This window comes from Clostridium acetobutylicum ATCC 824 (assembly GCF_000008765.1).
Classification (GTDB): domain Bacteria; phylum Bacillota; class Clostridia; order Clostridiales; family Clostridiaceae; genus Clostridium_S; species Clostridium_S acetobutylicum.
Genome location: NC_003030.1, coordinates 502,206 through 528,174, shown reverse-complemented (window position 1 = coordinate 528,174; position 25,969 = coordinate 502,206). Strand labels below are relative to the sequence as shown.

Genomic DNA, 25,969 nt, shown 5'->3' with positions numbered 1-25,969 from the left:
GCATATACCAAAATACTTCTAGTATCAGCATTTTAGTGTATGCATAAATTAATTTTCATATAGGCCTTCTTGTCTTGACATTAAGTGAATGTTCGTTTATTATATAGTGATAAAGGCAGGAGGTGAGTAAGTGAGAAAAAAAGATGACAAAAAGCAGGAAAATATAAAAAATGCAGTTGTAAAACTTATACTAAAAGAAGGATTCCACGGCACATCAATATCTAAAATAGCTAAAGAAGCTGATGTTTCTCCTGCTACAGTGTATATATATTATGAAAATAAAGACGAGATGCTTCGAAAAATTTATCTTGAGTACTCTAAAAATATATTAAATCATTTACTCAATAATATTTCAGAAAGCATGTCTGGAAAAGAACTTATAGAGAGTTTAGTTAAAAACTATTATTTATATATAAGGGATAATAAAGAAATATTTTTATTTGTGGAACAGTTCTCTAGCTGCCCCTCCCTTGCAAATACCTGCGAGAAGATAACTGAGCTTAATTATATTAATTCTCTATTAGATTCTATGAAAAAAAACAATATAATACGAAATTATCATAATGATACAATCATAAGTACTATTTTTTCCCCCGTTAAGTCTATAGCAATTAATCATTGTTTAGACATAAGCGAGAAAATAATTTTACTTAGAGAAATAATTAAAATTCTTCAAGATGCTTTGATTATATAGTTAAGTTAAACGCTTTTGAAGATTATTAAACGAACATTCACTTAATATGTTTCAGAAAGGATAATAATATGGAAAATAAAAACACGGCAGTTGTAATTCCTATTTGGGATGTTAACCTACTTCCAGATATGGATTACACAATTAAACTTAATAATATAGATAAAAAAATGTTAAACTACTTAAATGATGACACTATAGTTAATATAGCATTACCTCTAAACAAAAAAGTAAAGTTAGATGAAATTTCTGAAGATGATTTTTATGAGATTGGAATAATTTTTGATATAACTGAAATAGAAAAAATATCTGATGGTTACAAAATCAATATTAAGGCCATTGATAGAGTAAATATATCTGCTATAACTTTCGAGAATACTGCCATATTTGCAGAGTACAAACTTGCTTCAGATATACTTGATCTTTCTGAAGCAGATATAGAAAAAACACTATTTGATATAAAAGAAATAGTTCATGAAATAAGCAAAAACTTTACAGAATCAGATTTATACACAAAAAAAGTCGATAAGCTATCTAATCTAAATAAAGTAATTGGATATTTAACTCAATTTATGCCACTTTCAATTGAAGAAAAATACGAGTTAATACAGCTTCAATCACTTAAATCTAGAAGCCTTAGATTCTTAGATCACTTAATTAAAAGAAGAGAATCTATAAAATTTCAGCTTGAAGTTACTGAAAAGCTATCTGAGAAATCAAGTAAAAATTATAGAGAAACTATACTTAGAGAACAGCTTAAAACTATAAACGACGAGCTTAATTCAAGCTCTAAAAATAAGAAAGATTACAAAGCTTTAATTGAAGATTCAGACATGCCTAATGATATAAAAGAGGTTGCTCTTGATGAATTAAGTAAACTTGAAACACAAAATCCAAATAGTTCAGATTATAATATAATAAGAAATTACATTGATCTACTTATAAAATTACCTTGGAAAACCAAAGAAGTAGATGAAATAGATTTAAAAACCGCAAAGGAAATACTCGATAAAAGACACTATGGTCTTGAAAAAGTAAAAAAGAGAATAATACAACATCTAGCTGTTATGAAGCTAAAAAAAGATAAAAAGGGCTCAATATTGCTCTTAGTTGGACCTCCTGGAACAGGTAAAACAAGTCTTGGTAAAAGTATAGCTGAGGTTTTAAAAAGAAAATATATACGTTTAAGCTTAGGTGGAGTAAAGGATGAAGCTGAAATAAGAGGTCATAGAAGAACCTATGTTGGAGCTCTTCCTGGAAGAATAATAGAAGGTATAAAAAAGGCTCAAGAAAAAAATCCAGTTATGGTTCTAGATGAAGTTGATAAACTTTCTTCAAGCTATAATGGTGATCCTGCAAGTGCTCTTCTTGAAGTTCTAGACCCTGAGCAAAACAATACCTTTACAGATCACTATCTTGATTTACCTTATGATTTGTCTGACGTATTTTTCATAGCTACTGCAAACTCTTTAGACACTATACCGCGTCCTCTACTTGACAGAATGGAAGTAATACAAATATCAAGCTATACTGCTAAGGAAAAATTCCATATAGCAAAAGACCATCTTCTTCCTGAAGTCATTTCAGAACATGGTCTTGAAGAAAAACAACTACAGGTTGCTGATAGTATTTTAGAAAAGCTAATAAGTGACTACACTCTTGAAGCTGGTGTAAGAGGTTTGAAAAAACAATTGGCAAAACTAGCTAGAGCTGCATCTGAAAAAATAGTTTTAGGTGAAATCTCCTCCTCCTTTAACATAACTGATGATGATATGAAAGAAATTTTAGGAAGACATGTTTCAAGCCATGACAAAGCTCAAGACTATAATCCACCAGGAGTTGTAACAGGGCTTGCTTGGACACAAGTAGGAGGAGAAATTCTCTTCATAGAAGCAGCCGCAATGCCAGGAAGTGGACAAATTATATTAACAGGCCAATTAGGAGATGTAATGAAGGAATCTGCTAGAATTGCTCTAAGTTTAGTAAAATCAAGGTTGCCTTTAACTGATTTTAATTTTAAGGAAAAGGATATTCACATTCACGTTCCTTCAGGATCAGTTCCAAAAGATGGTCCATCTGCTGGTATTACAATGTTCACAGCTTTATCTTCTCTTGTCACAGGAAAGAGCATAAATCCAAAGCTCGCAATGACAGGTGAAATAAGCCTAAGAGGTGCTGTACTTCCTATAGGAGGACTTAAAGAAAAACTAATAGCTGCAGAAAGAGCTGGAATTAAAAAAGTTTTAATCCCTAATGATAATATAGACGACTTAAAGGATATACCCGATGAGGTAAAAGAAAGCCTACAAATTATACCTGTTAAAACTATCGAAGATGTCCTAAAAGAAGGTTCTGATATCTCGGTTCCTAAAGCAGAATGCCTCATTAGTACAGATTCACTAATAAGCGAAACTTTTAGTTTAAATTCATAAGAAAATTTCATATTGTAATTAAATCTAACATGCTTTTAAAAGCGTGTTAGATTTTTTAATTACTCTTTAAAATTCTCAGCAAATTTTTTTATAACCTCTTGCACTTCTTTTACTTTGTCAGGTTTTAATAATATAACTATTTTCGAATTAAATTTTGCTGCATCCTTCTGTGTAAAAGTACCCTTTTCTTGTTTTTCAAAATTATCTGCAAGTAATGCCTTTGCCTCTTCTACCTTATCTTCTGTTACTCTTTCTAAAATATAGCTTGAGAATTGTGCTTGACCCTGATTCATAAAGTTATCCCCCTCAAATTTCTTAGTACACTGTATGTAAATATTATCTCCTAAAACTAAATATTTATAAGAAGGATAATACTTAAAATGACAAGTTAAAATCTTTAACTTGTCATTCATCCCCTCTCATATTTTCTATTATATTCATCTTTTGAATTCTTTTTAATGGAAATATCATTGAAATAAATATTATTACAATGACACCAATAGTAGCTACTGCAATTTCTTTAATAAACAAACTCCATCTAACGACACTAGTATTCATCATTTCTTTATAAATTAAATAATACAGACCACTTCCAACTAACAATCCATAAAATACTCCATAAGCACCATATAGAATCCCTTCGGTTAATAACATTTTCTTCAAATCATGTATACTCATCCCAACTGATATGAGACATGCAAATTCCTTTAATCTGAGCATCAAATTTGTATTTACAGTATTTATTACATTCAGTATACCTATTAAAGATATAACTGCTATAAACCCATAAACTAGAACTATAGTTTCTATTTTATATTGCTTGTATTGCGATTCAATTTCTTCTTCATCTTGTAATATATACTTATAATTAACTGCAAGCTTACTATCTATTTTTTTTCTAACCTCTTCTTTATTAGCTCCTTTATCCACTTCTACTTGAAATTCATCAAAGCTATCGTGTCCAATTATATTTTTATACCCTTCTGTAGAAGATATAAAAAACATAGCTGAGTTATTATTATAGTAAGATAGATTTTTGCTTACTATAGCTCCTACCTTTACCTTCTTCAATTTATTAAATTTAAGTTTTGAGGCTTTAGCAGGATCAGCCTTACCATAGACTCTGTTGTTATCAATATAAATTTCATCACCAATGTTTAAATTTGTTTCATTAATCTCCTCTCCTACACCCCTATATTTTATTTTCTCAAATGCTAAAACTTCTTCACCACTATTAAGCTTTTCAATGTCGATTTTTCCCTTGATTACATAATCCTTTACCTCATTAAGCTCATTTAAATCATAACCAGCAAAATAAATATCCGCTCCGCTCCAAAAATATCCATCTTTATGTTCTAATTTTTTATTTGCCTGCTTAAACTCCTTGGATAACCTATTAAAAGGACAAAATATCAATCTACTTGTCTCTTCCATTGGATATACATCTTTTACTCCCTTAATATCCTTTATAGCATAAATATCTTCCTTCTTAAAGGTAATATCCCTTGAACTTATATTAAAATCCTTTATATATAAAGGCCCCTTCATAAATTGAAATAATAAAAACATAAAACTATTAAATACAATAAAAATCACTACACTAACTGCAACTGATGAAACAACTAACCTAAACCTTCCCTTATTTCTCTTTATATTTCTAAAAGTCAGGAATGTTTGAAAATTAATTTTCTTTATTATATTAAAATAGCTTCTTTTATTTAAAGCCTTTGTTTTTCCGGTTCCTCTTATTGCTTCTATAGGATTAATTCCGCCACTTTTTATAACTGGAACAATTGAGGAGAAAATTATGCATAGAACTCCAAAAATTATACTTGAAACAATAACTCTTGAAGATATATATATATTAATATCAACAAACATAGAAAATTTACTAAGAGTAACAATTAAAAAAAGAATTTTTATTGCTGCTATACCGCATAGAACTCCAAGAGGTATTCCAAGAATTATCATTATAAAAGCTTCTATAAATATTACACTTTTTATTTGATAATTCGAAGCACCAACAGACCTTAATATACCAAATTCCTTTACTCTCTCAAATATAGATATATTAAATGCGCTATATACAACAAGTGCAGATGATACCAATATAACTACTCCTAATATAAACATAACAAATGCCATTCCATAGATGCTAGCTTTGTTATTATAATTACCCTCAAGTTCTAAAAGACCATAATTATACATTACATCTTCACACTTAATTTGTTTTTCTATAGTTCTAAAGCTTTTATTATAATTAACACCTTTCTTCATATTTACAAAAGAAATGTATTTTTTGTCTATAGGCGTAAGTTTTTCTGCTACTTCTTTAGGAAATAAGATAGTATTATAGTTATAATCTAGGAATCCTGAAATAATAAATTCCTTCTCCTTAAGATCTCCTCCCCCATTTGTAAGCACATATATTTTTATCTTATCGTTAACCTTATACCCAAGCTTATTAAACATTTTAGTTAACACAACATGCTTATTATCCTTTGGAAATGTCCCTTTTTTCAATTTCATATTGTTGATTTTTAACGCTTCACTATCGTAATAATATACTGTATATGCTCTTATATTAGTGTCACCTGAAATATACCGTTTTGCTTCATCCTTGTTAAGAAAAGCATTTCCAACACTAATACTTGTACCAACCTTATTAACATTGTAATTACTATTAAGATAAGCTATATCCTTTAAGGTAATTCCACTATATTGAACTTCATAGCCTCCATTAATATCTAATTCACGTGATGTTTGATAGTGCTGCAAGCTGGCAAGCATTGTACCTATAGCAGTAAAAAGAGCAACTGAAAGAACTATACCAAGAATTGTTATAATAGTTCTTCTCTTTTGTCGCTTAATATATCTCAAGGCAAGAATCTTAGATATATTCATCCACGTATCACCTCATCACTAGCCACCTTGCCATCTTCCATCTTTATAATCCTGTCTGCTGAAGAAGCTATATTCATATCATGAGTTACCATTATCAGGGTTTGATTGAATTTTTCCACAGAAAATCTAAGTAACTCTGCTACTGCTCTACTATTTTTAGTATCAAGATTTCCTGTAGGCTCGTCCGCAAGTATTATTGAAGGCTTGTAAGACAGTGCTCGTCCTATGGCGGTTCTCTGCTGTTGCCCTCCAGAAAGCTCCTCAGGAAAATGATTCCTTTTATCCTTTAAATTCAATATTTCAATAAGTTCATCAATATACTTCTGATCAGGTTCTACATTATCTAATAAAAGTGGCAACTTTATATTTTCCTCTACAGTTAAAACAGGTATTAGATTATAATATTGAAATACCACACCTATCTTTCTTCTTCTAAATACAGAAAGCTTCTTTTCATTAAGTGAATATATATCGCTCCCATCTACAATTACCTTGCCTAAAGTAGGTTTGTCTAATCCACCAATCATATGCAAAAGCGTACTTTTACCTGACCCACTTGGACCCACAACTGCAGTAAATTGACCCTTTTTTATTTTTAAATTTATATTTATTAATGCATCAACTCTCGCAGCATTCTTCCCATAAACTTTACAAAGTCCTTCAACAACTGCTATATCCATGTTTTCCCTCCAAACTCCAAATTCTCAAAAACAACTTCAAAATTGTATAACTCTAATTTCACTATACCATAAATTTTACTAGACTAATCTTAATTTTTCATGTAGTATATTCTTACTTTTTATTAAGGCAAAAATCTACTTTGCACATTCTATAATGTTTTAAAATCAAAGTCTTGCCTTATTTTATTCTTGGTTTCCTCATACTTATGTGATAAAATAAAAACGCCCTAGCAAATTGCTATGATCTATAGCAATTATTTTGTATTAAATTTTAATATCTAGCTTGAACCCCTAGAATAACTAGGTTTAATGCAAATATTTAAAACAAAAACTTGAGAGGAGGATATGTGTAAAATTTTTAGAACGCGGGTGTTTTAACTTTATAAATTTTACACATTCGAAATCATGAACAAAAATTTCAGAAACATGCTTATAGCTTTTATGGGTGCATTTTTTCTATCACTATTTTCTAACACCTTATCCCCCTTTATAACCACCATAAAAAACACTTATGGTGTTTCAGACACTATGATTGCAATACTACCACCTACCGTATATCTTGCTTCTTTTGTAATGAGTATACTTGGTGCAAAATTAATGGCTAAACTAGATTTAAAAAAAGGCCTTTATCTAGGTTTTTCTTTTATACTCATAGCAAGCTTAATAATTTTATTTTCAAATTCCTTCTATCTACTACTTGTAGGCTATTTTTTCTCTGGATTTGCAGTTGGAATGGGATCTCTTATATGCAGTACCATAATATCAGTTTTACCAAAGCAGTATCAAAAATTTGGCCTTTATAATGCCTTTTTTGGTCTTGGCGGGATTTTGATTTTACCAATTAGTAAATTCTTTTTAAAGAATAAAATAAGCTTTCATTACGTATATTTAGTACACATTGTAACAATATGTGTGTTTTTTCTACTAGCTACTAGATTAAAGGGAATTTCAATACATAATGATGATTCTTCAGAAAGCTCACATGTATCAATTTCAGTATTAAAAAATCCCCTAGTACTTATTATGTCGATAGCTATATTTTTCTATGTTGGTGCTGAGATTTCAACTACCAATTAATTGGACAGGTACTTTTTTAGAAAAATACTATAGCGTAAGCAAGGCTGACGTACCAAATATTTTACTAGCCTTCTGGATTCTATTTACTCTTGGAAGAGCTTTTGGTGATAAAATTCTCGATAAAATCGGACATCTTAGATTTTTATGTATTTCACCAATAATATCCATTGCCGGAATATTTATAATACTATCAAAGGTGAATAGTTATTTTGCTTTAGTTGGTGTAGGAATTATAGGGCTTACAATATCTGTTATATATCCTGCTATTCAAGGTTATATAATACAGCATGTTCCTTCAAGTGATGTTCCATCAGCTTCGGCTATTATAAATATTTTTAATAACTGTGGAGCTACCTTCTTAACTTATATTATAGGTTATGCGGCTGGAGTAAAAATCACATCTGTATTTATAATACAAATAATATTTTATTTATATATAATTTTTGCTTCTGCAAAATACTTTTTCAAACCAAAAACTAATAATCAAACAGCTTAAAATTTAATGTACCTTTGGAGCCCTAAGTGGCTCCTTATTTTTGTTGTTCATATAGAAAAACTATATTAAAAATAGTACCTGCACTAACGGCACTTTTAACAGTGATAAATCCACCCTGATTTTCTATTATACTCTTTGCCATAGATAAACCTATTCCTGTACTACTTTTATTATAAACTCCCTTACCTTTATAAAATCTTTCAAATATATGAGGCAAATCATCCTTAGATATTCCTGACCCATTATCTTCAATTGTTACCTTAACCATAATAGGAGACCTATACACATGAATCTTTATCTCACCATTATCTCCTGTATGCTCAATACAATTCTTTATTATGTTACTAAAAGCTTCGAGAAGCCATTTTTTATCATGCTTGAAGTATGCCTTATCTGTACTTTCAACACTAACCTTCTGATTTTTCAATGTATACATTGGCTTTAAAAGACTTATACTCTCACATACAGTTTCTTCTATTGATCTTTTTTCATTTTTAAAATCTATAGCTCCAGCATCTAATCTTGCCATTTTTAAAAGGTTTATTATTAACCATTCCATTTTATCAAGCTGTTTTTTACTTTCGTGTAAAAACTCATCCATAGTATCCTCATCTTTAATATTTTGATTTAAAAGCAGCTCATTAAAAATTTTAAGTGATGAAAGAGGTGTTTTTAATTGATGTGATATATCTTGCATCATATTCTTGAGAAAAATCTTTTCTTCCTTTAAATTGTTTAGGGTATTTTCTATTATTGAGCTCATTCTATTAAATGAAGCACTCAGCTTCCCAAGCTCTCCCTCTCTATAATCATTAAGTCTTAAAGAATAGTTACCATTTATTATTTTTTGTGCACCTTCATGTACTTCATTTATTTTCATAAATACACTTCCAAATTGACTGCTAATTAAAAGTACATTAAATAAAAAATACAGGATAAAAATAGAAAACGTTAGAATTATAAGTTGATTATGAAAGGTTTTTAAAGATATGTTTAGATTATATTCACTTTGATCAAATCCATATTGGTTTGATAATTCAATACCCTTTTCTAACATTTCCTTAGTTGGTTTTTTAGTAAATGCTCTTACTACTTCATCCTTCATATCTGGATGTGCTTCTATTAAAGTTTCCATCGCCGCTCCATTAGTTTTTATAAGTCCATTATTTGCATTAATAGCCATTCTATCTAAAAAAATATAAAGTACAAGCGAAAATATTACTGCAACTATAAAATTAAGCTGCAGTACCTTCATAATCTCTGGATTTTTAAGAATATCCTTCACTTAAATTCCTCCTCCATTCCATCTATATCCTATTCCCCTTACTGTTACTATGTAAGGATTTTTCGAATCTTCTTTAAGCTTTTCCCTCAAACGTTTTATGTAAACTGAAAGTGTATTATCATCCACAAATTCTTCTGAAATATCCCACAGTCTTTGAAGTATCAAATTTCTCTTAAGGGTTTGTCCTGAGTTTTCGATGAACAAAATTAAGAGTTTTAATTCCATGTGTGTAAGCACTATTTCTTTATCATTTTTATATGCTTTAAGCGTTCTTTTATCAATAAGAACATCTCTAGATTTTAATTCTGAAACTTCCTCTCTACTTGAACACCTTCTTAAAACAGCTTTAATTCTTGATATAAGCTCTTTTATCTTAAATGGTTTTGTTATGTAATCATCTGCTCCTAAATCAAATCCCATAACTACATTTACTTCTTCGTCGCAGGCTGTCAAAAATATTATTGGAATATCTGAATTTTTTCTTAGTTCTCTACACAAATCGTATCCACTACCATCTGGAAGCATTAAATCCATTAATACAAGTGAAATTTTTTCATTGTTAAATACTTCTTTTGCTTCTTCTATGCTACTTGTTGCTATAACTTCAAACTTTTCACTCAAAAGAGTATATTTTATTCCCATGGAAAGTGCTTCATCATCTTCAACAAGAAGTATCTTGGCCATATAATTATCTCCTTTAAAATTAACTATTTACATCTACAATACTAATATAATTTATTACTGGTATCAAGTACTTACTTTACTGCAATAAAAAAACTGGAATAAATCCAGTCACATTATGTACTAATTACTTATCATTTCTTTTAAATTATTCTTTACACCTCTAACTATACCTGCTATCTCCATATAAGCTTTAAGACTTCCATATGTCACAATAGGCCTTCCTATGCTTACTAAATGTAGTCTTCTTGATGTAAATCCTCCTATTTTCATAAGTATGTTAACAGTTGGTTTAGTATCAATTATCATTAGCTCTTCATTATTTTTTTTCAAGATAGTGTACATATCTTCAATGGCTGGTATTACAAGATTAGCCGAGTACTGCCTGCCAATAGTATATATTTTTGATTTATACTCATCTTCCCCTATGTAAATAAGATGCCCCATATTTCCTTTATCTACTTTGTCAAAAGTTTTGAGTTTAAGCAGTTCCTCTTTTTTCGGCACTCTATCAATTGGCAGTTTATTTATGTGTATATTAGCTGCCACTGCTGTAGAATGAGCCCCTCCAACATCATGATAAATAACTAACATTTTCTTCACCTACTAAAAAAACTATAATATAAGATTTTAAAACCTTACATTATAGTTTGCTTAATTCAAAAATATATTCATTATATTAATAAAATACCCACATTATAGATTATAAAGCATACTATCCAAGCCGTACATATTTGAAAAACAATTGAAAAAAGTGTCATTTTTATTCCGTACTCTTTTTTCATTGTTCCAAGTGCCGAAATACATGGTGGATATAAAAGTACAAAAACTAAAAATACATATGCAGTAAGTGGTGAAAACAATGTTGGCAAAACTCTTGTTAAGTTTGCTCCGTAAATTACTCCCATTGTACTTAGTACAACCTCTTTTGCTGCAAGTCCACTTAAAAGTGCTACAGAATTTTGCCAAGTTCCAAAACCAAGTGGTCTGAAAAATGGAACTAAAACACGACCAATATATGATAAAAAGCTGTATTTTATATCAACCATACCACCAAAACCAAAGTGAGATAATGCCCATATTATAACAGATATAGAGAATATTATAGTTCCTGCTTTTTTCAAGAAACCCTTTCCCTTGTCCCATGTATGTAAAAATAAATTTTTAGGTTCTGGAAACTTATACTCTGGAAGCTCTATTACAAGAGGCTCTTCACCTTTTTTAAATAATGTGTTTTTAAGACACTTTCCTATAATAAACGCAATTATAATTCCAAGTAAATATAAGGATCCTATAGCCAAACCTTGATTTTTAGGAAAAAATGCTGCTGTCATAAGAGCGTATATAGGAAGTCTCGCATTACAAGACATAAACGGAACAAGTAATGCTGTTAATTTTCTATCTTTTTCACTTTCAAGAGTTCTAGCAGACATTATTGCAGGAACACTACAACCAAATCCCATTACCAGTGGTATAAATGCCTTTCCCGAAAGCCCCATTTTTCTCATCAACTTGTCCATTAAAAACGCTGCTCTTGCCATATATCCACTATCCTCTAGTATAGAAATACAGAAAAACAAAGTAAGTATTATAGGTAAAAATACAACAACCGAGATAACTCCTCCAAAAACTCCATCTATTAAAAAGGAACTAAACCAAGGACTTGTAAAACCCAGTATTTTATGTAAGTATGGTATCACACTGTCATCCACTAAGTTGGTTGCTAAATCCTGAAGTGGTGCTCCAACCCATGAGAAAGTAAATTTAAATATTAAAAATATTATAAGTGCAAATACTGGATATGCTAAAAATCTATTAAGAAATATTTTATCTAGTATTTCTGTAGGTGAATTTACTGTTTCATAAATTTGTTTTACAGATTTTCTTAAAATACCTTCAATAAATTCGTAAGTTTCCTTTTCAGAGGAAAAATGATATTTATTATCATCTTCAAATTTTGAAAAATCCTCATTTTTTAGTATTTCTTTAACTTCATCTATATTTTTATTTTTTGAAGCTACTATAGGTATAATTCTAATATTAAGTTCTCTTGATAATTTATCAAAGTCAATTTTGAAACCCTTCTTCTCTGCAACATCTATCATATTTAAAAGAAGTACGATTGGCTTTTTAAATTCCTTAAGCTGCATTGTAAGATATAAATTTCTATCTAAATTTGCAGCATCAACTATGTTTATAATTATATCTACATCTCCGTTTTTTAAAAATTCCTTGGACACCTTTTCCTCATTTGAATAAGTATCCATTGCATATATTCCTGGTAAGTCAACGATCTTAATGTTCTTCTCCAGATAACCTTCTTTTTTTTCAACTGTTACGCCTGCCCAATTCCCAACATATTGATTTGAACCTGTAAGCACATTAAATAAAGACGTTTTACCCACATTGGGATTGCCGATAAGTGCAGCTGTAACCATTACTTAGCCTCCTTAAGAAAAATATTTTTAGCGTCATTCTTTCTAATAGCTATATTAAACCCTCTAACGTTCACAAGTATAGGGTCCCCCAGTGGAGCCATCATTTTAACTTCTACTTCAGTACCTTCTATAAAACCTAAAGCACTTAACCTCTTTGATAATCTTTCATCACCTTTAATATCCTTTATTCTACCTTTTTCATTAGGTTTTAAATCATATAAACTCATATTTAAAATACCTCCGCATTCGTTTAATAACTACAGCTTATTTCTAGAATCTATTGTATTATAATCGATATTGAATGTCAATATCAATAATCATCCATTAGAGCCCGTAACACTATTTTGTAATATCCATACTTATGCGGAACAAAATCATCCTTATTTAGAATTTTACTTAGTTTATATCTTCTTCCTTCCTGATTTACAATAAAGCCTTCTGCAAAAACACCATCTATTTTATTATCTAAGAACCTTGCTAATTCATCTATTTCTATTTTGACAAGCCCTACAACCTCATCCCTCTGCAGAGTATAACTTTCAATTTCAGCTTTATTGCTATAAATATATATATGACAGAATTCCCTATCTATATTCTTACCAATGTGAAATTCTTCTTTTATTATTCCTATATTTATTAGTTCATTTGGTTTTGCATCTATTCCAAGCTCCTCTTTTAATTCTCTTACCCCATCTTCAATACTTTCTCCACTTTTTATATGCCCAGCTGAACTTACATCAAACATATTTGGTGCTGTATCTTTTAATGGATGCCTTTTCTGAAAAATAAGGAAGGTTTTTTTTCCCTCCCTTTTTACAACCCAGCAGTGAAATGTACTATGCCAATATCCTTTTTCATGTACTTCTTTTCTGCTCTTTCTTCCAATTAACCTTTCTTCTTCATCAAATATATCTAAAAATTCTTCTTCCATACTACCTCCTCATTTACTAATTTTTAACCCAATATGCACTACAATCATCTCTTCTATCCATAAAGCCATATTCTATTAAAGCTCTTCTTACAGTTGCATAATCATCATATATTCTTTTAATTATTAAATTAACTTGCTTTTCTGTATACTGTTCTTCATTTTTAAAATTCTTCAATATGTGTTTAAGCACAATTATCTTTTTCTTTTCCTTTGCTGGAAAATCTTTAAGATGATTATTTTTATCGAAACAATTCTTTATTATATTCCTTTCCTCTTCCTCTGTTATTGAAAATCTATCATCGCTCATTGTTACACTCTTATGAATTCCAACAAGCTTATCCTCATCACCTTTATTTCTGTTTTCCTCCATTATATCCATAATAGCCATAAATACCTTAGCTTGCTTTTCTTTCTCCTTAAGCTTAAATCTATAATTTCTAACAGTTGAATTACTTGTCATCATCTTTTCAGCTATTTCTTTATCCGAAAGGCCACTTTCATAAAGCATTAAAAACTGCTTCTGCATATCTGTTATTCCTGTATATGCCTTACTCATATTTATAAGATAATCAAAAACAGACTTGTGATTGTTCTTTATATGAATTTGCATATATTTATTTGCATCATATAAATTCTCAGCCCGCTTATATATTACCCCATTTTCGTAGGTCTTACCACATATAAGACATATATATAGCTCCTTCTTTTTATCATATACATATCCTCTTTTTATATCGTCAACACTTGAAGTCCAAAACATCTCTGAAATATCCATTCTTTACTCTCCTTTTATATTTTATATAGACATTATATATTTTTGTTTGCACATATGTCAACTTTTTATTTTATTGTTTGCATTTTTCTTTATAACGAATTAAATATTGATATACATCAATTAATCTGTTATGATTATATTAAATAAAATATTTTAACATTTCGGTTGAGCAAATTTATATTTGTTTTCAAGAGCTTTGAATTTCTGGGGTGGGAAATTCCTTAAAAGAGGAATATCCTACCTTTTTTGCGTACAAAATATTATTTGGAGGTGTGATTTTTGGATAAAATTTTATTTGATATTGCTCTAATACTCATTTTTACTAAAATAGGTTCTCTAATTAGCATACATTTTAAGATGCCAGGAGTACTTGGAGAACTAATTGCTGGAGTAATCCTAGGTCCTTTCATTTTAAACTTAATTCAAGCAAATGCGGACATAAAGCTTCTATCTGATTTAGGTGTTGTATTCCTTATGTTCTTGGCTGGAATTGAAACAAATTTAGATGAACTAAAAAAAGCTGGAAAAAGCTCATTTCTTATTGCATTAGGAGGCATAATAATTCCTTTAATTGTAGGAACTTTATCTGCTTATATGTTCTTCTCAAATTTCTATGAAAACTTATTTGTAGGTGTTATATTAACTGCAACCAGTGTAAGTATTTCTGTTCAAACCCTTACAGAGCTAGGAAAACTAAACACACGCTCAGGCATTAATATACTGGGAGCAGCTATAATTGACGATGTTTTAGGCTTAATATTAATCACAGTCGTACTTGCAATCTCAGGTGGAACAAAATCTCATGGCTCATCCATTTTTATGACCTTTATATACATAGGAATATTCTGCTTAGTTTCACTTTTAGCTATAGCCTTCTTACCTAAACCTATAGATAAATTAACACAAAAATTCAAACCTCAAAAAGGACTTGCAATTTTCTCAATAGCAGCTGCCCTAATTTGTGCGTTTACTGCTGAAAAACTTGGAATAGCTGCAATAACTGGAGCTTATATTTGCGGACTTGTGCTGTCACCAATAACCCATAAAGAATACATTGAGAAGAGAGTCAAAATTATATCAACTTCCTTCTTATCACCAATATTCTTTGCATCAGTTGGTATATCTGCCAGCGTTAAGGGATTAAATTTTGAAGTTTTATTAATAACCTTAATTATGTTTATAATTGCTGTAATAGGAAAAATATTAGGCTGTAGTGCCTCTGCACTTACACTTAAATTCAAGAAAAGTGAGGCTCTTCAAATAGGAGTTGGAATGGTTTCAAGAGGTGAAGTTGCTATAATAACTGCTAATATAGGACTTCAAGCTAAAATAATATCAGAAGAAATATTTTTACCTACTTTGATTGTTGTTATTTTAACAACCGTAATAACTCCTATACTTCTTAAAATAGTATTTTCACATAAAACTCAAAAGCTTATAGATAAAGAAACTTTAACTTAATAAAACAGCTGTTGCAAAACTAACAAAAGTTTTGCAACAGCTTATCTTTTATCCACTAAATGGATCATATCTCCACTCTATTCATTAATTTTATTTCAATTTAAATTGCTCTACTAATCCAACCATAACATTAGCACTTTCAGATAATTTTTCAGCGGCGTTTGCCACCTCAACTGAAGAAGCCGACATTTGTTCTATTGATGCGCTTATTTCCTCAGAAGATGCAGAATTTTCTTCTGCAATGGCTGAAGCTCCCTCCGCTTTTTCAATAATAGAACTCTTTTGTTTTGTAACACTCTCCATAGATTCACTTACGTCATTTATTTCTGGTATTATTTTTTCAATTTCATCAATAATTTCTTTAAATGAAGATATTGAAGTATCAATTACAGTAACCTGGGAGCTTAAAGTTCCATTAACATCCGACGTAGTAGCCAATACACTTTTAGTTTCCTTATTTATATCTTCGACTAAGGTAACTATTTTAGATGAAGAATCTTTGCTTTGTTCTGCTAGAGTTCTTATTTCATCAGCAACAACCGCAAACCCTTTACCAGCTTCACCTGCTCTAGAAGCTTCAATAGCCGCATTAAGCGCAAGTAAATTGGTTTGATCAGCAATACTATTAATCAGTGAAGTTATATCATTTATTTGATTTACGCTTAATACAAGTTTATTTATTTTTTCTACAACTGATTCAAAGGAACCATTCATATTTTCAACAGAAGAAACTAAATCCTGCAATTGACCATTACTAACATTAGCCATTGAGCTTACTTGTTTTGCTGTCGTATTAACATCTTTTATATTTTTTACAATTCTATCAATTTCTTCTCCAAACTTGTTTATACCAGCTGTCATATTAACAAGTTCACCAGCTTGACTTACAGAACCGTCAGCAACTTCACCAATTGTGCTACTTACTTCTTGAGAAGTTGCTGACATTTCCTCCGATACCGCCGACAGAGAAACCGATTGATTACTTACATCCTTAGCATTGTCCTTTACTCCTCGCATTATTGTTGAAATTGATTCAATTGTTTTATGCAACGCTTTATTTAAAATAGCAAATTCATTAGTTCCTTCTGTATTTATTTGAACAGAAAAGTCGCCATGAGACACTTCATTTATTACAGTTGTAAACTCATTAATAGAAGCCTTTATTGAAATTAATATTATCATTGATAACACTGAACCTACTACTACAATAAAAGCAGTTATCAGAAAAAGCATAATAGAAGCATCTCTAAAATCTGCATTGGACTTTTCAGTTATTATTTGTGCCTGATCTTTATGATATTGAGACAATTCCTTTATGGCATTTTGAAGATTATTTCCTGATTTAGTATTGGCGTCAATAAATTCTTGATTAGGATTTTCACCTGCTACTCTCATGGTTTTAAGCTTGTCATAAAAGCTCATATAATCAGAAAACGTATTCATTAAGTTTTCAGCTTTTTTGCTTCCCTCTGAATCATCCTTAAGTGCAGATATTTCTTCTCTTATATTTTTGTTAATTATTACTTCTGTAGCATCTATATCCTTTATATATTTAGTATCAAATTTTCTATCTGTAAGCTTTGTCAAATTGTTACGAATAACTCCAACGGATCCATATGCCTCACCAACTCTAGAAACGCCCTGTAATTGAATATTTTGCATTGCATGCATATTTTCATTTACGTTCTTTAACTTAAGATAACCAACTGCCCCTATAAGAACAGATGAAAATACAGCTAAAACAAAAAGTATTATGATTCCACTGCTAACTTTCAAATTTTTAAAACCCTTTTTCCCCATTATATCCCCTCCAAAAAATATACTTACTTATTTAATCGGTATAATAAGAAATATATTTAGATACTATCATTGTTAAATGTATACTAAATATTGGTTAACTTAAATATTCGTACATTCTCTAATTTGTATCATGAAGCTCCTACTTACATTTAAGAAGGTTCTAACTACATATAAATATATTAAGTTTCCGTCTATTCCATAACTTATATAACAAAGTTGACAATAAAAATTTGTAGTTCTTTTTATAAAGTTGTAATATAAGTACTGTGAAATACAATATGAGGTGATTTACTTGAATTATTTAAAAAGATTTATAACTGAGGAAGGTATCTTAATACTCAGTGCTTTGAAATGGATAATTTTATCTATAATAATAGGGTGTTTAGTAGGATCTTTTACAACCCTATTTGTTAAGCTAGTTAATACTAGTACAAGCTTTGCTTTTAAGTTTAAATACTATTATCTACTTCTTCCTATAGGACTTTTTTTTAGCAACCTTATAATAAATTTATTACCAGCTGCAAAAGGTCATGGTACAGAAAAAGCTATAAAAAGCGTCAATGAGGATAAGGGTAACATGGACATAAAAGTAGTACCTGTAAAACTTATAACTACCTTAATAACAATTATCTTTGGTGGCTCTGTTGGCCTTGAAGGTCCAGCAACTCAAATTGGGGGTGCTATATCTTCATTTTTAGGCTCACAGATTAAAATGGACGTTGCTGATAAAAGACGTCTTGTAGTATGTGGAATAAGCGCAGGTTTTGTATCTGTATTTAATGCTCCCATTGGTGCAGCAATCTTTGCATGCGAAGTTCTATACATAGGCAAGTTATCTTACATAACTCTTCTTCCATCCCTTATATCATCCTTTGTCAGTTATTATACTGGCTTATATCTTGGAGGTAAGCCTTTAAGGTTTCCTGTTTCCTATGTTCCCAAAAATCAATTAAAAGCCTTTATTGGCGTTATAGTTTTTAGTTTTATAGTGGGTATTTTATCTATATTATTTATAAAACTAGTTAAGACTACGGAATTTTTATTTAGAAAACTAAAAATCTACCCACCACTAAAAGGTGTAATTGGCGGAATCATAATTATTATTTTAGTTACCTTAACAAATTCAAGAGAAGCTCTTGGAATTGGAGATGATGTCTTTACAAATGCTATTATGGGTACCCAAACTTCTCCTCATCTGTTTTTAGTAAAGTCCTTAACAACTTCCTTAACCTTAGGCTCTGGTGGAAGCGGTGGAATTCTAACTCCTATGCTTTTTATTGGCTCGACTTTAGGAAGTGCTTTTGCACAGCTTATTAATTCTAATTTAATATTCTATTCCGCAATAGGCATGGTAGCCTTCTTAGCTGCCTGCTCAAATGTTCCAATCTCATCAATTGTAATATCAATAGAGCTGTTTGGAAGTACTATTGGTTTATATGCATCTATTGCAATTGGTATAAGCTATATAATAGTTGGACACACAAGTATCTATCCAACCCAATTTATTATGACCTCTAAAACACCATCTTTAAGCGTAGAAACCAATAAAGAAGTAAATGCTTTAAATGATATTAATGTATCTAATAAAAAACACAGCTTATTAAAACTAATAAATAAAATAAGATGACCCTTCTTAATTGAAAGGCCGCCTTATTTTATCCTCTATCAAAAATTATAGATTTGTAAAAAGCAAAAAATTCTCTAGTATATGATTGAAGTAGTAGCAATTTATTTATTGGAGCAGGTATTGCATAAAGCTTTAATCCAACTCTTTTTCCCAAAAGCTTGGCACGAGTAATATGATAACTACTAGTTACAACTCCAACCCTTATTTCCTTTTTATTTGATATCTTTTCTAAGATTTTTTTAGAATTTCTAAGATTTTCAAAAGTATTTTTAGATTTGTCCTCCATAATTATAGAATCATTTTTAAATCCTTTATTTAAAAAGTACTGCTTCATCGCCTCTGCCTCGCTTATATCTTCTCCATTACCCTTGCCTCCAGAAACTACAATCTTAACATCTGGATTTTCCTTAACATATTCCGCTGCCTTTTTTACTCTCTCATATTGTGTTCCGAGCATATGTTTACCTCTTAGACCAGCTCCCAAAACTATTATGTAATCTAGTTTCCCCTTATATTCAGATTGTCCATTATATACAAGTACGGCCTCTGTAAAAATAAACACCACACATATAGCACAAACTATACCTTTAATGCACTTATCTATTTTACTTAGCCTACTTCCAGCTTTAATTTCATGTTTTTTATAAAAAATTCCAAATAGAATACATAAAATTCCCAAAATCATAAAAAAGGCCATGAAATTAACATACATAGCGAAGGTTAGTCTACAAGCTATAAAATACAATATTCCCAATGCACCTAATATTATATATACATTTCCAACAGTTTTTTGTTTCAATCTTTTCATATAATCTCCTTTAAATCCATTCTGATTTAACTTACCTAAATCGTATTTTTATAACATAATAACATTTCATTTAATAATATATTAACTCGTAAATATGGACAAAATATTAACATAAAAATATTTATTTTTAAATAAAGAAAGAAGGTATTTTAATGGCTTTTTCTGATAGCTCTATACAAAGTTCAATAAAAAGTTATATACATGATTCTATGAACGATACTGCTGATGACATAAATGTTAGTACACATGATGGATGTGTTCTATTATCTGGCTGTGTTAATGTTTTAGCTGAAAAAATAAAAGCAGAAGAGATTTCAAAGAAAGTTGAAGGAGTAAAAAAAGTAGAAAATGATATAACCATAAGCATGGATGGTAGTTCTTCAGATAAACAGCTTACAGACCTTTTAAATGATAATCTAAGAAATTGCAGCAGGCATGAAAGCTTTGTTGGCGTTACAGGAAAGGTAAATGGTGGCTCAGCACTCCTTTTGGGTGAAGTAGATAGCCAAGATGATAAAGAATCCGCAGTAAGAGAAGCCACTAAAACCTTTGGAATAACAAATGTGGTTGATACCATAAAAGTTAGATAATTTATTGTATATTGAATTGGGTGGATTTACATCTATGTTCTGGTGCAAATTCATCCTAATTTTTATAGCGATTTAGGAACTATAAACACATCATATTTCATAGAACAATCTTTAACAAAAGGTTTGTCATTGTTGGTAATCTTTTCTATATCGCTCATATCTCTTAAACTAAAAAATATAGTTCCGCCTTTTCTATTATAAACTCCTCCACCAATAAGATATTTTTGCGATTTATTTCTATGATTTCTAATAGTAGTCTTTTCATTGCTTTTATTGTTTTTTTCAAGTTCATTATTACAAATTTGTTTTAATTCTTCTGATGTATAGCTTATTCTTAAAAATATATTATTTTTATCCATATAGTTATCCTCCAAAAGGCAATTTAAGAACAGATGTTCTATTAGTATTATAAAGAACATCTGTTCGTCAGTCAATATTTTTTTGGTATAATTTAAAAATTTATCCCTCTTTATTTAAAGGATTACCGCGCATTACCCCATTGCCCTACTTTATTTATCAAACCTTGCTTATAGCACAAGAATTATTACGCACATTATAATATATTACCCTTATAAGGAAATAATAATTAGTTGATTTATTATTGAATTTCCTTTAACCTAGTGTTAACATTTACTTATAGGGTATTGTAAATTAAACCTAATTTGTATATTTTTCTAATTATAAATATTTTAATATAAGAATTAAATTTATGTAATAAAGCACGTTTTTTATTATTTTTATAAATAAATGCCTATGGGAGGGAAATCAACTTGGTTATAAATGAAATTATGAAATACGTTGAAAGCGAGTATTCTATAATAAAAAATACTCCTTGTGAAGTTTGTGGTGGTAGCTATGAAGCATCTGAAGAAGGAATAGGATTTATAAATGACGAGCCATATGATATATGTGAATGTTCCTGCAGCGAATGTGGACATGAAAGGGTTTTTCAATTTGCAGCTCCATTTCTAGTTGAACGTCCAAAGGAAATGCTAAATAAAACTTTAAACTAGACTAATAAATATTAAACTATAGTTGGCATAGCGCCATCTAATATTTTCATGCGTTTTATAAAATATGCAAAAAGGATTAAAGTTACCACTTACTTTAATCCCCTTATATTAAATCAAGAGATCCGAAAACTCCATATTAACCTTATCTTTGCTAGACATTCTTATAAGGCTATCCGAATAACTGTTCTTGTACTTATTAGATTTTCTAACTGGAAGCTTTACAGTAAATTCACTTCCAATACCAACCTTGCTTTTCACTTCAATTGTTCCATCATGAAGTTCTACTAAAAGCTTTACTATCGACAATCCTATACCGCTTCCTTCGTTTTTACGAGTAAAAGTCTTATCAAGCTGAAAAAATCTTTCAAATATCATTTTTTTCTTATCTTCAGGAATTCCCATACCATTATCTTCAACAGATATTTGTATATTGCTGCCAACATCATGAATTGCAACTCTAATATTAGCATCTTTTCCCGTAAACTTAACTGCATTAGATAGTAAATTTAATACTATTCTCTCAATTTTCTCTTTATCAAAGATCATTATTTTTTCTTCGACATCCGTATCAAATATTATATTTTTTCCCTTATCCTTCAAAAAAGCAGCAACTGCTAAAGTAACATCTTCTACTATTGTAACTATATTACCTTGAACAAAGTTCAGTTTTCTTGCACCATCTTCTATTTGAGTAATATCCATAAAGTTATTTATCATTTTTAGAAGCCTATATCCATTTTGCTTCATTACAACAGAATACTTTTCGTAAACCCTACACTTTTCTTCTAAATCACCATAATTGGCATACAAGTCCATAACTTGAAGAGCACTTAGTATTATGTTAAGCGGAGTTCTAAGTTCATGTGATATAGTCCCCATAAATTGTGTCTTAGCATTACTGTAATATAAAACTTTATTAAGAAAATCATTCTTTTCACTCATTCTATTTTTTAGTTCTTCCATTTTAGTTTTATATTCCATATCCCATACTACAACTAACTCTATCTCTTTATCTCTATACAGGTATTTTTCAACCAAAAACTCTACTTTTAATACTCTATTATCACAGGTTCTAACTATTTCTGCTGACCTAATATTATACTCTGTACCATTTAAATTGCTTTTTTTATCTTCACTTATATTTTGTATTTTTATTAAGTTAGTATAATCCTTACCAATGATCTCCTGTAATTTTTCGCATCCAAAGAGCTCCTTTGCAACTTTGTTTAAATAAATTACCTTAGTATTATCATGAATAAAGATAGCCTCTGGAACACTTTTAAATAAATTCTTCAGATTTTCACCATTATTTTCAATTTGATTATTTTGAAATTTAGTAATATCACTTTTAATAATCACTGTAAACTTTTCATTATTATTTATTGTAACAGGAATGGCTATAACGTATAGAGTTCTTTCCTCATTATCTTTATTTAAAACTTGTTCACAAAATGTTTTTGAACTCTCCGACTCAATTTTTAAATTATTAAGCTCACTGTAATTATACTTATCTAGCTTATTATCTTTTTTGATTTCTTCTTTTACACCATAGAATTCTCTTGCTTCTTTATTAACCTTAATATGTTTACCATTTTCGTTTTTTATAATTACTAAAAAAGGAATACTATCTATTATTCTATCTATAAATTGTATGTTTACTTTATGCATATAGGATGTCCTATTTTCAATTATACTTCTCTCTACCTCATAAAAAAAATCGTTTAGCTCTACTAAAGCCTTTTTCATATGATTAATGTTACTAATATTTTTTATAACATAATTCGTATACGCATTTTCAATAAACTTCAAAATTCTATCGTCTTTTTGTGTGAATTGAAGTATACACTCAACCACTTTTTCCTTTTCTTGATTTCTTATTCCTTTGTTAATTCCATTGATACATTCAAGCCAAGTTTCTTTGTTTCTATTTTGAAGACTAATATTATATTTATCAAAAAGCTCTGAGATTTCTAGATAAATTTTTTCATCATCACTATATATCTCTTCAAATAAATAACTCATAAAATTCACTTTCCCCTTTATGTACTATGAACAATAATTATTATCGTACTATTTGTAATAAAATACAATAATAACTATTTTTCAAAATATGACATAATTTCTTACATATACATGCAAACGTGTGCTATAGGGATCATATCGATTGTTATTTTTGACGAACATTGTCGTAAAAGGTTTATAATTGTCGCTATTTTATTTCAAAAAAAATAAAATTAATAGCATGGAATTTAAATTAAACCTTTAAAAAGTTTCTTTAATAGTAATTTTTATACAAATTTCAATTCTTTTGGAATCTAATACCACGCTAATATACTGTAGTAAGCTTCTTCAATAGCTTTTATGGGATGTACAATTTGACTATAGCTAGGATTATCTATCCTATCTTTAAAATTATTCAAATCATATTGTGGAAATATGTATATTCTATTTAAAGCATAAGCACCCTTATTTAAATCTGCCCACTTACCTTTTGTTGTAAATGCCATCATATAACCTAGTTTTTTATCGGCTTTAATTGTATTTGTATTATAAGCTCCATAAGGATACGCAACAAATCTAACTGACTTTTTACATATATCCTCAAGTTTACTTTTAGAATTCTGAAGGGTCTTTAGCTGCTCTTCATATGTTAGCTTGTCCAGATAAGGATGATTTGTAGTATGGCTTTCGATGTCTATACCATTATCGCTCATTTCTTTAAGTTCATTTGATTTTAAATATAGGGTTCCCTTGTCCAAATAGTCCGTTATAATAAACATGGTTGCATGTAGATTATATTTTTTCAACACTGGATATGCATTTTTATAATGATCTTCGTATCCATCATCAAAAGTTATAAGCACTGATTTCTTAGGCACTTTTTTCCCATTAATAATACTATCATAAAATTGGTCTATTGTGAGCGTATTATAATTGTTGTCCTTTAAATACTTCATTTGCTCCTCAAAGCTTTTTTTATCAATCTTCATCAAATTCATATTCTTATCATTATTAATATCATGATACATGAGTACAGGAATCTTATTGCTTACATTCAAGTCTTTTCCCGTACTCTCTTGTGTTACTTCCTTACTATAAGCAACGTTTTTATAATTTTTATAGTAATCCTTCACCAATATTAGGCAACTAGCTATCACTATAATAGTTATTATAATAAGTAAAATCTTTTTAAATTTACTCAATTCATTCATCCCTTCAAATCATAATTATAATATGTATTCCTCAAACATCAATTTTATCACAATTTTTTTATTTAACATATTATAATTTATAAAATAATGCCGATACTAATTATAACATTATTTTATGAAAAAATAACTGTAAAATCTATACTAGCATAAAACTCACTTTTAATTTCAAAAAGATAGTTTAAATTAATATTTATAAAACTATTAACAATTATAGCCATATATGCTATACTATAGTTGAAAACGATATCTTAGAGAGTAGGTGTATATTAATGAAGAATAACATTATTTATGTAGACTTTTTAAAAAAATGTAAAACTAATAAAAATGCTAATTTATTTTACACTATATTAAATACCCTAAAAGCTCTTTTAAAATTTAATAGAAAAAATTATACTGGTCCCAAAAATAATGGTACCTTTGATAATAATAGACGTATTCTTTAGTATAAAAATATCACTTCTTAATTATATTAATGAAGTGATATTTTTTTAAAACTATTTCTTTTTTAGCAAAATGTATTTATAATATAGATGTTATTATTATATTTTGCAAAGGAGAATTCGAATGAGGGTGGGAATTGGTTATGACGTCCATAAATTAGTTGAAAATAGAAAATTAATTCTTGGCGGCGTAGAAATTCAATATTCAAAGGGGTTATTAGGTCACTCTGATGCCGATGTACTTGTTCATGCTATAATTGATAGTATACTAGGTGCTGCTGGTCTTGGTGACATAGGCAAGCTATTCCCTGATAGCGATAATAAATACAAAGGAATATCCAGTCTAAAATTATTAAAGGAAGTTAATGCACTAATAAAGGATAAAGGCTATAAAATTGGAAATATCGACTCCACTATAATAGCTCAAAAACCTAAGATTTCACCTTATATAGAAGATATTAAAAAGAGTTTATGCAATGTATTAGATATTGATTTAGGAAGTATAAATATAAAAGCTACAACAGAAGAAGGTCTTGGATTTACAGGTAGGGGCGAAGGAATATCAAGTCAAAGTATTTGCTTACTCATCTAAAATTCTTGGCTTAAAATTAATTTTAAGGTGGTGTTC

The 25,969-nt window shown here is 29.4% G+C and carries 23 protein-coding genes, 1 pseudogene and 1 other annotated feature; of the genes and pseudogenes, 9 read left to right on the top strand and 15 right to left on the bottom strand.

Annotation, left to right across the window (positions count from 1 at the left end; all coding sequences use genetic code 11):
- Positions 1-130: 130 nt before the first annotated feature.
- The gene (locus CA_RS02535; RefSeq protein ID WP_010963779.1) at positions 131-694 is read left to right on the top strand and encodes a TetR/AcrR family transcriptional regulator; all 564 of its coding nucleotides are present in this window, start codon (positions 131-133) and stop codon (positions 692-694) included.
- A 68-nt stretch (positions 695-762) separates the two neighbouring features.
- Complete coding sequence (lon, locus tag CA_RS02530; protein WP_010963778.1) at positions 763-3,123, top strand: endopeptidase La; 2,361 nt, start codon at positions 763-765, stop codon at positions 3,121-3,123.
- A 59-nt stretch (positions 3,124-3,182) separates the two neighbouring features.
- On the opposite strand, the gene CA_RS02525 is transcribed toward lon, so the two are convergent.
- The 3 genes from CA_RS02525 to CA_RS02515 form a co-directional block, all read right to left on the bottom strand.
- Positions 3,183-3,416 carry a hypothetical protein gene (locus CA_RS02525; RefSeq protein ID WP_010963777.1) on the bottom strand — a complete coding sequence of 78 codons (234 nt, stop codon included), beginning with the start codon at positions 3,414-3,416 and terminating at the stop codon, positions 3,183-3,185.
- Positions 3,417-3,528: 112 nt separating this feature from the next.
- Positions 3,529-6,027: an ABC transporter permease gene (locus CA_RS02520; protein ID WP_010963776.1), complete on the bottom strand. Its 2,499-nt coding sequence runs from the start codon at positions 6,025-6,027 to the stop codon at positions 3,529-3,531.
- Positions 6,024-6,707 (bottom strand): ABC transporter ATP-binding protein, encoded by a 684-nt coding sequence (locus tag CA_RS02515; RefSeq protein WP_010963775.1) that lies wholly within the window; start codon positions 6,705-6,707, stop codon positions 6,024-6,026. Before CA_RS02515 ends, CA_RS02520 begins: the two co-directional genes overlap by 4 nt.
- Positions 6,708-7,112: 405 nt before the next feature.
- Between CA_RS02515 and CA_RS02510 the strand changes: the two are divergent.
- Positions 7,113-8,280 (top strand): annotated as a pseudogene (locus CA_RS02510) (MFS transporter).
- Between the two features lie 34 nt (positions 8,281-8,314).
- Here the strand turns inward: CA_RS02510 and CA_RS02505 are convergent.
- The 7 genes from CA_RS02505 to CA_RS02475 all read right to left on the bottom strand — a co-directional run bounded on the left by CA_RS02505 (position 8,315) and on the right by CA_RS02475 (position 14,390).
- A complete protein-coding gene (locus CA_RS02505) occupies positions 8,315-9,565 on the bottom strand; it encodes a HAMP domain-containing sensor histidine kinase (protein ID WP_010963773.1) in 1,251 nt (416 codons plus the stop codon).
- A complete protein-coding gene (locus tag CA_RS02500) occupies positions 9,566-10,249 on the bottom strand; it encodes a response regulator transcription factor (RefSeq protein ID WP_010963772.1) in 684 nt (227 codons plus the stop codon). It abuts the gene before it with no gap.
- Between the two features lie 120 nt (positions 10,250-10,369).
- Positions 10,370-10,840 carry a DUF3189 family protein gene (locus CA_RS02495; RefSeq protein WP_010963771.1) on the bottom strand — a complete coding sequence of 157 codons (471 nt, stop codon included), beginning with the start codon at positions 10,838-10,840 and terminating at the stop codon, positions 10,370-10,372.
- Positions 10,841-10,920: 80 nt separating this feature from the next.
- Positions 10,921-12,684 (bottom strand): ferrous iron transport protein B, encoded by a 1,764-nt coding sequence (gene feoB / locus CA_RS02490; protein ID WP_010963770.1) that lies wholly within the window; start codon positions 12,682-12,684, stop codon positions 10,921-10,923.
- Positions 12,684-12,911 carry a FeoA family protein gene (locus tag CA_RS02485; protein ID WP_010963769.1) on the bottom strand — a complete coding sequence of 76 codons (228 nt, stop codon included), beginning with the start codon at positions 12,909-12,911 and terminating at the stop codon, positions 12,684-12,686. The genes feoB and CA_RS02485 overlap by 1 nt, the downstream gene beginning before the upstream one ends.
- 83 nt (positions 12,912-12,994) lie before the next feature.
- A complete protein-coding gene (locus CA_RS02480) occupies positions 12,995-13,615 on the bottom strand; it encodes an NUDIX hydrolase (RefSeq protein WP_010963768.1) in 621 nt (206 codons plus the stop codon).
- A gap of 16 nt (positions 13,616-13,631) precedes the next feature.
- Positions 13,632-14,390 carry a DUF2087 domain-containing protein gene (locus CA_RS02475; RefSeq protein ID WP_010963767.1) on the bottom strand — a complete coding sequence of 253 codons (759 nt, stop codon included), beginning with the start codon at positions 14,388-14,390 and terminating at the stop codon, positions 13,632-13,634.
- Positions 14,391-14,553: 163 nt separating this feature from the next.
- Positions 14,554-14,609, top strand: a sequence feature (sodium ion sensor (DUF1646 type); this cis-regulatory element may regulate processes involved in with the transportation of sodium ions).
- A 60-nt stretch (positions 14,610-14,669) separates the two neighbouring features.
- Between CA_RS02475 and CA_RS02470 the strand changes: the two genes are divergently transcribed.
- A complete protein-coding gene (locus tag CA_RS02470) occupies positions 14,670-15,851 on the top strand; it encodes a cation:proton antiporter (RefSeq protein WP_010963766.1) in 1,182 nt (393 codons plus the stop codon).
- Between the two features lie 90 nt (positions 15,852-15,941).
- Here the strand turns inward: CA_RS02470 and CA_RS02465 are convergent, their stop codons facing one another.
- On the bottom strand, positions 15,942-17,651 hold the full coding sequence (locus tag CA_RS02465) for a methyl-accepting chemotaxis protein (RefSeq protein WP_010963765.1): 1,710 nt from the start codon (positions 17,649-17,651) through the stop codon (positions 15,942-15,944).
- Between the two features lie 292 nt (positions 17,652-17,943).
- Here CA_RS02465 and CA_RS02460 point away from each other — a divergent pair, with 292 nt between their 5' ends.
- Positions 17,944-19,278, top strand: coding sequence for a chloride channel protein (locus tag CA_RS02460; protein WP_010963764.1), 1,335 nt, complete (start codon positions 17,944-17,946; stop codon positions 19,276-19,278).
- 28 nt (positions 19,279-19,306) lie between these two features.
- Here CA_RS02460 and CA_RS02455 read toward each other — a convergent pair whose 3' ends face one another.
- On the bottom strand, positions 19,307-20,086 hold the full coding sequence (locus tag CA_RS02455) for a YdcF family protein (protein WP_010963763.1): 780 nt from the start codon (positions 20,084-20,086) through the stop codon (positions 19,307-19,309).
- A 152-nt stretch (positions 20,087-20,238) separates the two neighbouring features.
- Between CA_RS02455 and CA_RS02450 the strand changes: the two genes are divergently transcribed.
- The gene (locus CA_RS02450) at positions 20,239-20,676 is read left to right on the top strand and encodes a BON domain-containing protein (RefSeq protein ID WP_010963762.1); all 438 of its coding nucleotides are present in this window, start codon (positions 20,239-20,241) and stop codon (positions 20,674-20,676) included.
- 62 nt (positions 20,677-20,738) lie between these two features.
- Here the strand turns inward: CA_RS02450 and CA_RS02445 are convergent, their stop codons facing one another.
- The gene (locus CA_RS02445) at positions 20,739-21,035 is read right to left on the bottom strand and encodes a hypothetical protein (RefSeq protein ID WP_010963761.1); all 297 of its coding nucleotides are present in this window, start codon (positions 21,033-21,035) and stop codon (positions 20,739-20,741) included.
- Positions 21,036-21,446: 411 nt separating this feature from the next.
- Here CA_RS02445 and CA_RS02440 point away from each other — a divergent pair, with 411 nt between their 5' ends.
- The gene (locus CA_RS02440) at positions 21,447-21,689 is read left to right on the top strand and encodes a metal-binding protein (RefSeq protein WP_010963760.1); all 243 of its coding nucleotides are present in this window, start codon (positions 21,447-21,449) and stop codon (positions 21,687-21,689) included.
- Positions 21,690-21,797: 108 nt separating this feature from the next.
- Here the strand turns inward: CA_RS02440 and CA_RS02435 are convergent, their stop codons facing one another.
- Together CA_RS02435 and CA_RS02430 are read right to left on the bottom strand one after the other, a co-directional pair.
- On the bottom strand, positions 21,798-23,711 hold the full coding sequence (locus CA_RS02435; RefSeq protein WP_010963759.1) for a PAS domain-containing sensor histidine kinase: 1,914 nt from the start codon (positions 23,709-23,711) through the stop codon (positions 21,798-21,800).
- 293 nt (positions 23,712-24,004) lie between these two features.
- Entirely contained in the window at positions 24,005-24,901 is an 897-nt protein-coding gene (locus CA_RS02430) for a polysaccharide deacetylase family protein (protein WP_241393847.1), read from the bottom strand.
- Between the two features lie 269 nt (positions 24,902-25,170).
- Between CA_RS02430 and CA_RS02425 the strand changes: the two genes are divergently transcribed.
- Both CA_RS02425 and ispF read left to right on the top strand, forming a co-directional pair.
- Positions 25,171-25,344 (top strand): hypothetical protein, encoded by a 174-nt coding sequence (locus CA_RS02425; RefSeq protein ID WP_010963757.1) that lies wholly within the window; start codon positions 25,171-25,173, stop codon positions 25,342-25,344.
- Between the two features lie 121 nt (positions 25,345-25,465).
- Positions 25,466-25,933: a 2-C-methyl-D-erythritol 2,4-cyclodiphosphate synthase gene (gene ispF, locus CA_RS02420; RefSeq protein ID WP_010963756.1), complete on the top strand. Its 468-nt coding sequence runs from the start codon at positions 25,466-25,468 to the stop codon at positions 25,931-25,933.
- Positions 25,934-25,969 lie beyond the last annotated feature (36 nt).